The following is a 12376-nucleotide window of genomic DNA, read 5'->3' as shown; positions in this document are numbered from 1 at the left end:
GGCCGTCATCGCCGAGCTCAGCAGGGGCCGCGTGGCGTGCCGCAACTCCGCCAGCGCGGGATGTGCGAGCCTTCGGGACCGCATGAATCCGCGCCGCGATCCGGGGGCGGGCCGACGCCGGGCGGAGTCATGGCACGGTGCGGGCGGCGTAGGGCGGGCTCAGGTCGGCGCGGCGGCGACCTCCGCCGGCGAGCCGCCGGCCGCGAGCCTGCGCAGCCGGTCCCGCGCGAAGTCCTGGGCGCGGGGGCCGCGCGCGAGCGCCCTGGCCGACACCGCGAGCACGACGCGGGTCAGCGTCACGACAGGGAGCGGGGTGCGACGCAGCCCAAGCAGCCGCCGGTACCGCACGGGGAGGCTTGCCACCGCAGCGGCGAAGAGCACACGGTACGCCACCCGCATGACGCCGGTGAACGGCGCGCGGCGGAGGAAGCGGACCACGTCGTCGACCCGGTCGTCGCGGCGAAGCTCGCCGGCCGCCAGGTAGCCGTCCATGCGCGCGTGCAGCTCGGCCTCGGTGAGCGGGGGCTGCTCCAGGCCCATCAGCCGGCCGGCCTGCGCCCACTCGCGGACGTACGCGTCGGGTCCGCCGGGGATCGGTCCGCCCCAGCGCTCGTGCGCACCGAGGAAGGCCTCGGTGAAGGCCAGGTGCACCCAGTCGACGAGGTCGGCGTCGGCGGCCGAGTACTCCCGCCGCCCCGACGCCGATTCGTATGATCCCCGCACGCGCTGGTGCAGCCGCGCGACCCGGGCCGTCTCGCGCGACGCCTGCGCGGTGGAGCCGTACGTGACGCAGATGATCCACCGCACGGTCCCGGTGAGCCGGCCGATCGGGTCGTCGCGGTACCGCGAGAAGTCGTGGACGCCCGCCATCGCCCCCGGGTGCAGGGCCTGGATGAGAAGGGCACGGATGCCGGCGACGAAGGTCCCCGTCCCCGCGTGCACCGTCCACACCGGCCCGCCGTCGGCGAACCAGCCGGCGTCGTCGCCGTCGGCGAGGGCCCGCACCCACCCGGGCGTGCCGTCGGGATCACCCGACAGTGCGGTCAGCAGTCGCGCGCGCAGCGTGGAGCGGCCGGTGTCCTTGAAGCGTGCGCGCATGGCTCCAGCGTGCCATCCGCCCGAGGGCACTCGGCGCGGCGCGGACGATTCCGCCTCGCGCACTGCGCTCCCGCGGTTCACGCGGACGGAGCGCGCGTGGACTCCCGGACGATGAGGTGCGTGGGGATCGGGGTGTCCTCGGTGATGCTGTCGGGCTCCTCGACGGCGAGCAGCACCTTCTGCATGATCAGCTCGCCCAGTGTGCCGAAGTCCTGTCGGACCGTGGTCAACGGCGGGTAGAGGTATCCCGCCTCCGGCACATCGTCGAACCCCACGACGCTCACGTCCTCGGGGACCCGCAGCCCGCGCTCGCGGAGCGCCGACATGAGGCCGATCGACATGTGGTCGTTGCCCACGAACACCGCCGATCCCGCGGCGACGTCGAGGTCCAGCCCCACGCGATGCCCGCTGGCGGCCGACCAGTCGCCGTGCCGGGGCTCGAGGATCTCGAGCCGGCGCTCGGCGAGCTCGTCCCGCCAGCCGCGGATGCGCTCCAGCGCATCGGGCGCGCGGGTGGGCCCCGCGAGGTGCAGGATCCGCGTGTGGCCGAGCTCGGCGAGGTGGCGCACGGCGGACCGCGCCCCGCGGTACTGGTCGATCGAGACGATGTGCGGGCTGCGCCGGGCGGCGGACGTCGCTGCCACCAGCGGGATGCTGAGGTCGAGCCCCCGCACCACCTCCAGCACGCCGATGTCGACGACGATCAGCACGATCGCGTCGACGCGCTGGCGCAGCAGGCCCTCGACCACGCCCTTGATCGCAGCCGGGTCGGGGTCGACGGCGCTGACCGTGTCGACGCTGTAGCGGGCCGCGCGCGCGGCGAAGTTGAAGTGCGTCGCGATGGATGTCGGACCGTAGTCCGGCACGCCGGGCGTGACGAGGCCGATGGTGCGGGTGCGTCGCGTGACGAGAGCCCGGGCGGCAGGCGAGGGGCTGTAGCGCAGCTGGGCGATCGCCTGCTCGACGCGCGCGCGGGTCGCCGGTCGCACGTTCGGCAGATCGTTGATGACCCGCGAGACGGTCTGGTGCGAGACGCCCGCGAGGCGGGCGACGTCGAAGATGTTCGCGGCCCGCGTCGATCCGTCGTCGGCCGTCGTCCGCGGGTCAGTCATCGAGCTCTTCCGGTCGCGCGACGAGCGCCAGCAGCGAGTCGACGGTCAGGGAGTCCGACGGCAGCGTGTCGACGATGCGCCCGTCACGCAGGATGGCCACCCGGTGGCCGACGCGGAGGACCTCCTCGAGCTCCGCCGAGATGAACATCACCGACAGCCCGTTGGCCGCCATCTCGCCGACGAGGTTCTGGATCTCGACCTTCGCACCGACGTCGATCCCGCGCGTCGGCTCGTCGAGCACGAGCACCCGCGGCGACAGGGCCAGCAGGCGCGCGAGCAGCACCTTCTGCTGGTTGCCGCCCGACAGCGTCCCGGCGGGGCGGTCGAGATCGGGCGGCCGGATGTCGAGCGCCTCGACCCAGCTCGCCGCGAGCTCGCGCTGCCGGGCCGGGGGGATGCGCCGCATCATGCCGCGGTCGGCCTGCAGGGCGAGCGTGATGTTGTCGAGCACGCTCAGCTCGCTGATGATGCCCTCCGACCGGCGGTTCTCGGAGGAGTACACCACGCCGAGCGAGATCGCCGAGCGGGCGCCGGTGGGCGCCTTGCCGGTCCCCTCGATCCGGATGACGCCGCTGTCGATCCGGTCGATCCCGGTGATCGCCCGAGCCAGCTCGGTGCGCCCCGAGCCGAGCAGCCCGGCAACGCCCAGCACATCGCCCTCGTGGAGGTCGACGTCCGCATCACGGATGCCCGGGCCGGCCGACACCGCCCGTGCGGTGAGCGTCGGCCGCTCGTCGAGCGCGCCCTCCGCCCGTGGAGTCGAGGTGAGGGCGGCGGCGGCGCTGCGTCCGAGCATCGCCTGCACGAGGTCGATGCGCAGGAGCTCCCGGGTCAGGTACTCGCCGATGAACCGGCCGTCGCGGAGCACGGTGACGCGATCGCACAGCTCGTACACCTGGTCGAGGAAGTGCGACACGAAGAGGATCGCGACGCCGCGCTGCTTGAGGTCGCGGACGACGCGGAAGAGCTCGGCGACCTCGTCGAGATCCAGACTCGACGTCGGCTCGTCGAGGACGAGGACCCGCACGTCGGTGGAGATCGCGCGCGCGATCGCGACCAGCTGCTGCACCGCGAGCGAGTGGGTGCCGAGCCGCGATGCCGGATCGATGTCGAGGCCGAGGTCTGCGAGCGCCTCGTGGGCGTCGCGGCGCACGCGCCGCCAGTCGATCCCGCCCGCTCTCCGCGGCTCACGGCCGAGGGCGATGTTCTCGGCGACCGACACGTTGGGGAGGAGATCGATCTCCTGGTACACGGTCGAGATCCCGGCGCGCTGCGCATCGTGCGGCGAGCTGAAGCGCATGACCTCGCCACCCAGCGTCAGCACACCGGCATCCAGCGGGAGGGCACCGGTGATCGCCTTGATGAGCGTCGACTTGCCCGCGCCGTTCTCGCCCATCAGCGAATGCACCTCGCCGGGGAACAGTCGGAAGTCGACACCGTCGATCGCGGCATCCGCTCCGAAGCGCACCGTCGCCCCGGAGAGCTGCAGCAGCGGCCGCGCCTCTTCCATCAGGCCATTATCCCGACGGAGAGGGGCGCGACCGCTGTGCACGGACGTGGTGTCGCCTCGCTATCTTCGTCGCTGCGAGCGTGCGACGATCACCCGCTGCACGACGATGAAGATCAGCAGCAGCGCCCCGATGATGATCTGGGTCCAGGCCTGCTCGGCGCCCATGAACGAGATCAGCTTCTTGATCGTGCCGTAGACCAGCACGCCGATCAGCGATCCCAGCACGTAGCCGGTGCCTCCGGTGAGGAGGGTGCCGCCGATGACCACCGCCGCGATCGCGTCGAGCTCGGTGCCGATGCCGTTGCGGGGGTACCCGGCGCCGGAGTAGGCGGTCAGCAGCAGCCCGGCCAGGCCGCCGCAGACCCCGCTGATCACGTAGACGATGATCTTGGTGCGGGCGACGCTGAGTCCCATCAGGCGCGCCGACTGCTCGTTGCCGCCGATCGCGTAGACGGTGCGTCCGAAGCGGGTCCACAGCAGCACGACGAAGGCGATGGCCACCGTGAGCAGCGCGATGATGCCGGTCGGCGTGATGTACCAGCCGCCGAGGCTGAAGCGCGTGCGCTGCAGCCACAGCACCGCCGGGTCCTCCACGCGGATCGACGAGAGGCTCACCACGAACGCCAGGCCCCGCGCCAGGAACAGTCCTGCGAGGGAGGCGATGAACGGCTGGACGTCGAAGTACTGCACCAGGACGCCGATCAAGAGGCCGATCGCGGCGCCGGCGACCAGCATGACGGGGATCGCGACCGCCGCCGGTACCCCCTGCGAGAGCATGCTCGCCCCCAGGATGCCGGTGAAGGCCATCACCGAGCCGACCGACAGGTCGATGCCGCCGGTGAGGATCACGAAGGTCAGGCCCACGGCGAGCACGACGAGGTAGGCGTTGTCCAGGAGCAGCGCCGAGAGGTTGCCCGGGCTGAGGAAACGCGGGAAGCGGGACTGCGCGCCGACGAGCAGCACGAGCAGGATCACCACGGCGGCGAAGGTCGGCATGAGCGACGCGTGCCGGCTCATGAAGGTGGCGTAGCGCGACGGGGCCGTCGTGCGGCGCGCCGTCATCTCGAGGCTCCGGGTCATGACGCCACCCCCGTCCGGTCACCGGCGGTCGATCTGCTGCGGGCGCGCGCCGCGCGCAGCGCCCCGCGGGCCCACCGGTGCAGGCGCGGGGACTGCACGAGCACGACGACGATGACGACGATCGCGAAGAACACCGGGCTCTGCGCCGAGGGCACACCGAGGAACAGGATGGTCGCCTCCAGGGTCTGGATGGTGAGCACGCCGATGACGGTGCCGGCGATCGTGAACTTGCCTCCCATGAGGGACGTGCCGCCGAGGACCACCGCGAGGATCGCGTAGAGCTCGATGAAGAGGCCGGCCGCATTGGCGTCCGCCGCGCGGATGTTGGAGCTGTAGATGATCCCGGCGATGCCGGCGAGGAGGCCGCTGACGACGTACGCGCTGAACACGATGCCGCGGGCGCGGACGCCGGCCAGCCGGCTCGCCTCCGGGTTGATGCCCACCGCCTCGGTGAGGACGCCGAGCGCCGTGCGCCGCTCCATCAGGCCGATCACGACCACAGCCGCGACCCAGATGAGGAACGCGAAGGGAACGGCGAGCAGGTAGCCGGTCGCGATGAACTCGTACGGCTCGCTGTTGACGGTCGTGATGAACCCCTCGGTGATGAGGAGGGCGACGCCGCGTCCCGCCAGCATCAGCACCAGGGTGGCGATGATCGGCTGGATGCCGACGACCGCCACGAGGAACCCGTTCCACACGCCCAGCACCAGCGCCACCGCGAGGGCCACGACGAGCGCGACGAGGACCGTGGCGAGATTGCCGGGGTCGGGGGAGGCATCGATGATCGTGAGGGCGACGGCGCCCGAGACCGCCATGATGGCGCCGACCGAGAGATCGATGCCGCGGGTCGCGATCACGATCGTCATGCCGAGGGCCACGAGCATCAGCGGCGCGCTGTTGCGCAGGATGTCGATGAGCGCGCCGTAGAGCTCGCCGTCCCGCAGCGTCACGAGGATGAACTGGGGCCGGGCGATCGCGTTGACTGCGATCAGGATCACCAGTGCGGCGGCCGGCCAGAACAGCCGGTGCTTCATGATCGCTCTCATGCCGCGCTCTCCTCGGTCTCGTGGGCGATGTACTCGATGAGTCCGTCGAGATCGACCTCGCTGCTGTCGAGCTCGCCGATCTTGCGGCGGTCGCGCATCACGACGATGCGCTGCGCGATGCGCAGCACCTCCTCGAGCTCGGAGGAGATGAAGATCACGGACAGCCCCTGGCCGCTCAGCTCGGCGACCTTGCGCTGGATGTCGGCCTTGGCGCCGACGTCGATCCCGCGCGTGGGCTCGTCCAGGACGATCAGCTCCGGCGCCGTGGCCAGCCACCGCGCCAGCAGCACCTTCTGCTGGTTGCCGCCGGAGAGGTTGCCCGCCGGCATGTCGGGGTCGGCCGGGCGCACCCCGAGGGCGGCGATGTACTCCGCGACGACGGCATCCGCCTCGCTCTTGGGAATCCTGCGCATGGCGCCGCGACGCGCCTGGATGCCCAGCACGATGTTCTCGGCGACCGTCAGGTCGGCGATGATGCCCTCGGCCCGCCGGTTCTCGGATGAGAACGCGATGCGGTTCTCGATGGCGTGACGGGGCGTCGGATGCCTCGTGGGGCGGCCGTTGACCTCGATCCGGCCGCTCTCGGCCCGGTCGGCGCCGTACAGCAGGCGCACCAGCTCGGTCCGCCCGGACCCGAGCAGCCCCGCGACGCCGACGACCTCGCCCTCGTACACCTCGACGTCCACCGGCTCGAGCGAGCCTCGCCTGCCCACGCCGCTCGCCCGCAGCACGGGCGTCGCCGAGCGGTCGATGGCCCGGTCGGCGACGGTGGCCAGCGCCGCGAGCTCGTCGAGCTCACGGCCGATCATCTTGCTGACGAGCTCGCCGCGGGGCAGTTCGTCGATCGCGTACTCGCCGACGAGGCGCCCGTTGCGCAGCACCGTGATGCGGTCGGAGATCTCGTAGATCTGGTCGAGGAAGTGGCTCACGAAGAGGATCGCGACGCCCTTCGCGCGCAGCTCGCGCACGACGCGGAACAGCTGCTCGACCTCGCCGCGGTCGAGGCTCGACGTCGGCTCGTCGAGGATCAGCACCTTCGCGTCGAGCACCATGGCGCGAGCGATCGCGATGAGCTGCTGGATGGCGATGGAGTGGCTCGACAGCGCGGAGCGGGTGTCGACGTTCAGCCCCAGGCTCTCCAGCTGGTCGGCGGCCCGTCGATGCGCGGCCTTCCAGTCGATGCCGGTCGCGGTGCGGGGCTCGTGGCCGAGCATCACGTTCTCACCCACCGACAGGTTCGCGCAGAGGTTGACCTCCTGATAGACGGTCGAGATGCCGGCGTCCTGCGCGTCGGCCGTGCTGGCGAATCGCCGCGGGCGACCGCCGACGACGATCTCGCCCGCATCCACCGGATACACGCCGGTGAGGGCTTTGATGAGGGTGGACTTGCCGGCGCCGTTCTCGCCCATGAGCGAGTGGACTTCGCCGGGGCGCAGCGAGAAGTCGACGCCGTCCAGTGCGAGCACACCGGGGAAGCGGATGGTGATCCCGGTCATCTCGACGACCGGCGGGACTGCGGTGTCCGCGGACATGGGTCAGCTGCCTTTCCGGGCTTTCATCGTCGGCACCGCCGCCGGGGACCCGTGGGCCACCCGGCGGCGTGCTCTCGACCTACCTTGTTACAGGATCGATGCGATGACGATCAGTAGGGACGGCTGTCGATGACCTCGGCGGCCTGCTCCTGCGTGAAGGTCTGGTCCTCGACGTAGACCTCCTTCTCGACCTCTTCGCCGGCCAGCACGTCCTTCACCAGGGCCGCCGCCAGCTCACCGAGCAGCGGGTTGCACTCGACGATGAAGTTGATCTTCCCGTCGACCAGGGCCTGCATGCCGTCCTTGACGGCGTCGATCGAGACGATCTGGATGTCGACGCCCGGCTCGGCACCGGCCGCCTCGATGGCCTCGATCGCACCGAGCGCCATGTCGTCGTTGTGCGCGTAGACCAGGTCGATGCCGTCGACGCCGTACTTCTGGAGGAAGCCCTCCATGACGGTCTTGCCGCCGTCACGGGTGAAGTCGCCGGTCTGCGAGTCGATCTTCTCGATCGCCGTGCCTTCCACGGCCTCGTCGAAGCCGGCAGCGCGGTCGTTCGCGGGAGCGGAGCCCGTCGTGCCTTCGAGCACGACCATCTTCGTGGGGGTGTCGCCGAAGGTCTCGGCCGCCCACTCGCCGGCCATGACGCCTTCCTTCTTGAAGTCCAGGCCCACCCAGCTCGCGTAGAGGTCGTCGGGCGCCGAGACGGTGCGGTCCTCGAGGATCACCGGGATGCCGGCATCCGCCGCCTCCTGCAGCACGTCGTCCCAGCCGTCCTCCACGATCGGGGCGATGACGATCGCGTCGACGCCCTGGTTCATGAAGTCGCGGACGGCCGCGATCTGGGCGGCGGTGTCGTTGTCGGCCGCGTTGAAGATCAGCTCGAACCCGTTCTCGGCCGAGAACGCGTCCTTCATCGACTCGGTGTTGGCAGACCGCCACCCCGACTCGGAGCCGGTCTGGGCGAACCCGACGGTGATGACCTCGTCACCGCCGCTCGCGTCGCCGCTGTCGCCGGCGTCGGCGTCTCCGCTGGCGCAGCCGGTCGCCGCGAGGGCCAGTGCCCCCAGGAGCGCGAACCCGGCGAGAAGCTTCTTCTTGCTCATTCCAAAACCTCCTCGTTCTGGTCCGGCATCGCTGCCGGCTCTGTGTGATGCGAGCCGCTCCCCGGCGACTCCGACGCTGGAGATGTTAGCCCTCACATTCCGGTCGATGGCAAGATGTTAGCGGTAACAGCTTCGTAACGCGAGAGGGAAACAGGCTTCTCGATCACGGATTCACGGAAGTGAGGCCGGCCGGAGTGAGGGATCACATTCCGCCTCGACGCCCGCCCTGCAGCACGCGGATGATCCCATCGCCGCATCGCCGGCGGATAGGGTGAGCGCGATGAGCGAGCCGCGACGGGAAGTGCCCACCTCCCGGGTGGGCGTGCGCGACGTCGCCCGGGCGGCCGGGGTCTCGACGCAGACCGTCTCGCGCGTCCTCAATCAGCAGCCGAACATCCGACCCGAGACCCGGGACCGCGTCGAGCAGGCCATCGCCGCGCTCGGGTACCGCGTCAACAACGCCGCGCGGGCGCTCGGCACGCGCACCACCCGCACCCTGGGCGTCATCGCCTCCGACGCGACCCTGTACGGCCCGGCGGTCGGCATCGCGGCGCTGGAGGCGGCGGCACGCGGCTCGGGCCGCTGGATCGCGACGGCCTACGCGGATGCCTCGGACGAGGCATCCGTCCGCGACGCGGCCGACCGGCTCCTCGGCCAGGGCGTCGACGGCCTCATCGTGCTCGCCCCGCACGCCGCGACGCTTCCCGCCCTGGTGGACGCGCACGCCGGGATCGCCGTGGCGGCGCTGCACTCCGGCTCGGGCGCGGCGGCGCAGGAGGCGGGCGCCGAGCTCGCCGTGTCGCACCTGGTGACGCTCGGCCACCGCCGGATCGCGCGGTTCGCCGGACCCGAGGACTGGCTCGAGGCCCGCTCGCGCGAAGCCGGCGCCCTGCGCGCGCTCGCCGCGGCGGGCGTCGAGCCCGGGCCGCGGTGGACCGGCGATTGGACCGCCGCTGCAGGCGACGCGCTGGCGGGCGACGTTGCGGCGGCGGTGCGGTCGGCCGACGGTCCGACCGCCGTCGCGGTCGCCAATGACCAGATGGCACTCGGGCTCATCGCCGGCATGCGGCGCGCAGGCCTGGAGGTGCCCGGCGACGTGAGCGTCGCGGGATTCGACGACAACCCGGATGCCGCCTACTACCGTCCCGCGCTCACGACGGTCGGGATCGACCTGACCGGCGAGGCTCGCCGCGTCGTCGCCGAGGTGCTGGGGGAGTCTCCGCCTCGCGTCGCCCCGCCGCGCCTCGTCGTGCGGGCGTCCACAGCGCCGCCTCGGTGAGGTCCCCGGGCGCCGCGGGGCGCCGCGATGAGCGCCCCGGCGATGGGCCTGAGCGCGCGACGCGGCGGGCGCCGATGTGAAGGCACCGGTGCGGATCGCGGTTGTTACCGGTAACATGGCGTCCGGAGGCCCAACCGGCCCGCCTCTCTCACACGAGACCCGACGGAGGATCCCCGTGACCAGCCCTGACTCCCCGGCGACGGCGACGCGATACAGCCCGGAGGTCGAGGCCGCCATCGCGGCCGTCCGCGCCGACGTGGCGAGGCTCCACGGCGAGCTCGTCCGCTACGGCCTCGTGGTCTGGACCGGCGGGAACGTCTCGGGCCGCGTCCCCGGCGCCGATCTCTTCGTCATCAAGCCCTCCGGCGTCTCGTATGACGACCTGGCGCCCGACAACATGATCCTGTGCGACCTTGACGGCAACGTCGTGCCCGGCACTCCCGGCAGCGAGCGCAGCCCGTCCAGCGACACCGCCGCGCACGCCTATGTCTACCGCCACATGCCCGAGGTCGGGGGAGTGGTGCACACCCACTCGACGTTCGCGGTGGCGTGGGCAGCCCGCGGCGAGGAGATCCCGTGCGTCATCACGGCGATGGCGGACGAGTTCGGCGGTCCCATCCCGGTCGGGCCCTTCGCGATCATCGGCGACGACTCGATCGGACGCGGCATCGTCGAGACGCTCACCGGCCACCGCTCACGCGCCGTGCTGATGCAGAACCACGGTCCCTTCACCATCGGGGTCTCGGCGAAGGACGCGGTCAAGGCCGCGGTCATGGTCGAGGACGTCGCCCGCACCGTGCACTACGCGCGGGAGGCCGGCCCGGTGATCCCGATCCCGCAGGACGCGATCGACCGCCTCTACGACCGCTACCAGAACGTCTACGGACAGAGCTCCGACGAGCGCCGTGACGAGGACGAGCGCCGCGGCGAGGAGGCCCGGCGATGACGGCGGCCGCCGCCGACGCGATCCGCGCGGGCCGCACCGCGCTCGGGATCGAGCTCGGCTCGACCCGCATCAAAGCCTGCCTCGTCGACGCGGACGACCCGGCCACGGTGCTCGCCGTCGGCTCGCACGCGTGGGAGAACCGCTACGAGTCGGGGGTGTGGACCTACTCGCTCGACGACGTGTGGTCGGGTCTTCAGGCCGCGTACGCCGACCTCGTCGCCGACGTGGAGCGGCGGTACGACGTCGTGGCCGAGACCTTCGGGGCGATCGGCGTCTCGGCGATGATGCACGGCTACCTGGCGTTCGACGCGGAGGGGGAGCTGCTCGTGCCGTTCCGCACGTGGCGCAACACCAGCACGGGCGTGGCCGCCGCGGAGCTCACCGAGGCCTTCGGGGTGAACATCCCGCTGCGCTGGTCCATCGCGCATCTGCACCAGGCCGTCGTCGACGGCGAGGACCACGTCCCCGCTGTCCGCTTCGCCACCACGCTCGCCGGCTACGTGCACTGGAAGCTGACGGGCCAGAAGGTGCTCGGCGTCGGCGACGCGTCCGGCATGTTCCCGATCGGCGCCGGGACCGCCGGCTACGACGCCGACCTGCTCGCGCGCTACGACGCTCTCGCCGCCGGCCGGCTCCCGGTGGACAGCGTCGCCGAGCTGCTGCCTGAGGTGCTCGTCGCGGGCGAGGCGGCGGGGGAGCTGACCACGGAGGGCGCGGCGCTGCTCGATCCGTCGGGCACCCTGCGCCCCGGCATCCCGTTCTGCCCGCCGGAAGGCGACGCCGGCACGGGCATGGTCGCCACCAACGCGGTGGCGCCCCGCACCGGCAACGTCAGCGCCGGCACGAGCATCTTCGCGATGGTCGTGCTCGAGCGCCCGCTCGAGCGGGTGCATCACGAGCTGGACCTCGTCACGACCCCCGCGGGCGACGCGGTGGCGATGGTGCACTGCAACAACGGCGCCAGTGAGCTCGCCGCCTGGGCCGGGATGTTCGCGCAGTTCGCCGAGGCGGCCGGACACGCGCTCCCCGACGATCTCGTCTACGAGACGCTCTTCGCGCAGGCCCTGGCCGGGGAGCCCGACGCGGGCGGGCTGCTCGCGTACAACCATCTCGCCGGTGAGCCGATCGCCGGCCTCACCGAGGGCCGGCCGCTCTTCGTGCGCACTCCCGACAGCCGCCTGACGCTCGCGAACACGATGCGCGCGCACCTGTACGGGGTGTTCGGCACCCTCGCACTGGGCATGCGGGTGCTCGACGAGGAGGGCGTCCGACTCGATCGGCTGTTCGCGCACGGCGGCATGTTCCGGACCGCCGGTGTCGCGCAGCGCTTCCTCGCGGGAGCGCTCGGCGCCCCCGTCTCGGTCGGCGACACCGCCTCCGAGGGCGGGGCATGGGGGATCGCCGTGCTCGCCGCGTACGCGCGGGCAGTGGCGGGGACGGATGATCTCGATACGGGCGCAAAGCGCCCACTCCATCCGGCGGCCTCGGCGGAGGCATCCGCTCGCTCGCTGGCTTCCTACCTCGGCGAGCGCGTCTTCGCGGGCGCCGCCATCTCGACCGCCGATCCGGACCCCGCCGACGTCGCCGGCTTCGCCTCCTACCTCGACCGCTATCGCGCCGGCCTCGCCGTGGAAGCCGCGGCCGTCTCCGCCCTCTGAGAACCCCGA

10 protein-coding genes are annotated in these 12376 nt (G+C 71.9%); 3 read left to right on the top strand and 7 right to left on the bottom strand.

Translation table 11 applies throughout. The features are described from left to right. Positions 1-159 precede the first annotated feature (159 nt). From IR212_RS14290 to IR212_RS14260, 7 genes are all read right to left on the bottom strand, one after another. Positions 160-1098 carry an oxygenase MpaB family protein gene (locus IR212_RS14290; RefSeq protein ID WP_194396539.1) on the bottom strand — a complete coding sequence of 313 codons (939 nt, stop codon included), beginning with the start codon at positions 1096-1098 and terminating at the stop codon, positions 160-162. Positions 1099-1175: 77 nt separating this feature from the next. Next, on the bottom strand, positions 1176-2210 hold the full coding sequence (locus IR212_RS14285) for a LacI family DNA-binding transcriptional regulator (protein WP_194396538.1): 1035 nt from the start codon (positions 2208-2210) through the stop codon (positions 1176-1178). After that, entirely contained in the window at positions 2203-3720 is a 1518-nt protein-coding gene (locus tag IR212_RS14280) for a sugar ABC transporter ATP-binding protein (protein WP_194396537.1), read from the bottom strand. The genes IR212_RS14285 and IR212_RS14280 overlap by 8 nt, the downstream gene beginning before the upstream one ends. Positions 3721-3780: 60 nt before the next feature. Beyond that, positions 3781-4800 (bottom strand): ABC transporter permease subunit, encoded by a 1020-nt coding sequence (locus tag IR212_RS14275; protein ID WP_194396536.1) that lies wholly within the window; start codon positions 4798-4800, stop codon positions 3781-3783. Next, positions 4797-5846 carry an ABC transporter permease gene (locus IR212_RS14270; RefSeq protein ID WP_194396535.1) on the bottom strand — a complete coding sequence of 350 codons (1050 nt, stop codon included), beginning with the start codon at positions 5844-5846 and terminating at the stop codon, positions 4797-4799. The genes IR212_RS14275 and IR212_RS14270 overlap by 4 nt, the downstream gene beginning before the upstream one ends. Further along, positions 5843-7378, bottom strand: a complete 1536-nt coding sequence (locus IR212_RS14265; RefSeq protein ID WP_194396534.1) for a sugar ABC transporter ATP-binding protein — start codon at positions 7376-7378, stop codon at positions 5843-5845. Before IR212_RS14265 ends, IR212_RS14270 begins: the two co-directional genes overlap by 4 nt. 110 nt (positions 7379-7488) lie before the next feature. Continuing rightward, a complete protein-coding gene (locus IR212_RS14260; RefSeq protein WP_194396533.1) occupies positions 7489-8484 on the bottom strand; it encodes an ABC transporter substrate-binding protein in 996 nt (331 codons plus the stop codon). A 280-nt stretch (positions 8485-8764) separates the two neighbouring features. Between IR212_RS14260 and IR212_RS14255 the strand changes: the two genes are divergently transcribed. The 3 genes from IR212_RS14255 to IR212_RS14245 all read left to right on the top strand — a co-directional run bounded on the left by IR212_RS14255 (position 8765) and on the right by IR212_RS14245 (position 12367). Beyond that, positions 8765-9763, top strand: a complete 999-nt coding sequence (locus IR212_RS14255; RefSeq protein ID WP_194396532.1) for a LacI family DNA-binding transcriptional regulator — start codon at positions 8765-8767, stop codon at positions 9761-9763. 175 nt (positions 9764-9938) lie between these two features. Beyond that, on the top strand, positions 9939-10709 hold the full coding sequence (locus IR212_RS14250) for an L-ribulose-5-phosphate 4-epimerase (RefSeq protein ID WP_194396531.1): 771 nt from the start codon (positions 9939-9941) through the stop codon (positions 10707-10709). Then, on the top strand, positions 10706-12367 hold the full coding sequence (locus tag IR212_RS14245) for a xylulokinase (RefSeq protein WP_194396530.1): 1662 nt from the start codon (positions 10706-10708) through the stop codon (positions 12365-12367). Before IR212_RS14250 ends, IR212_RS14245 begins: the two co-directional genes overlap by 4 nt. The last annotated feature ends 9 nt before the right edge of the window (positions 12368-12376 follow it).

It is taken from the genome of Microbacterium atlanticum (assembly GCF_015277815.1).
Classification (GTDB): domain Bacteria; phylum Actinomycetota; class Actinomycetes; order Actinomycetales; family Microbacteriaceae; genus Microbacterium; species Microbacterium atlanticum.
This window is presented reverse-complemented; position numbering and strand designations above follow the sequence as displayed.

Bases quoted from the DNA above. Each gene is read 5' to 3' on its own strand.
- IR212_RS14270 (WP_194396535.1), bottom strand. From the start codon at position 5,846: ATGAGAGCGATCATGAAGCACCGGCTGTTCTGGCCGGCCGCCGCACTG.
- IR212_RS14265 (WP_194396534.1), bottom strand. From the start codon at position 7,378: ATGTCCGCGGACACCGCAGTCCCGCCGGTCGTCGAGATGACCGGGATC.
- IR212_RS14280 (WP_194396537.1), bottom strand. From the start codon at position 3,720: ATGGAAGAGGCGCGGCCGCTGCTGCAGCTCTCCGGGGCGACGGTGCGC.
- IR212_RS14245 (WP_194396530.1), top strand. From the start codon at position 10,706: ATGACGGCGGCCGCCGCCGACGCGATCCGCGCGGGCCGCACCGCGCTC.
- IR212_RS14260 (WP_194396533.1), bottom strand. From the start codon at position 8,484: ATGAGCAAGAAGAAGCTTCTCGCCGGGTTCGCGCTCCTGGGGGCACTG.
- IR212_RS14255 (WP_194396532.1), top strand. From the start codon at position 8,765: ATGAGCGAGCCGCGACGGGAAGTGCCCACCTCCCGGGTGGGCGTGCGC.
- IR212_RS14290 (WP_194396539.1), bottom strand. From the start codon at position 1,098: ATGCGCGCACGCTTCAAGGACACCGGCCGCTCCACGCTGCGCGCGCGA.
- IR212_RS14275 (WP_194396536.1), bottom strand. From the start codon at position 4,800: ATGACCCGGAGCCTCGAGATGACGGCGCGCCGCACGACGGCCCCGTCG.
- IR212_RS14285 (WP_194396538.1), bottom strand. From the start codon at position 2,210: ATGACTGACCCGCGGACGACGGCCGACGACGGATCGACGCGGGCCGCG.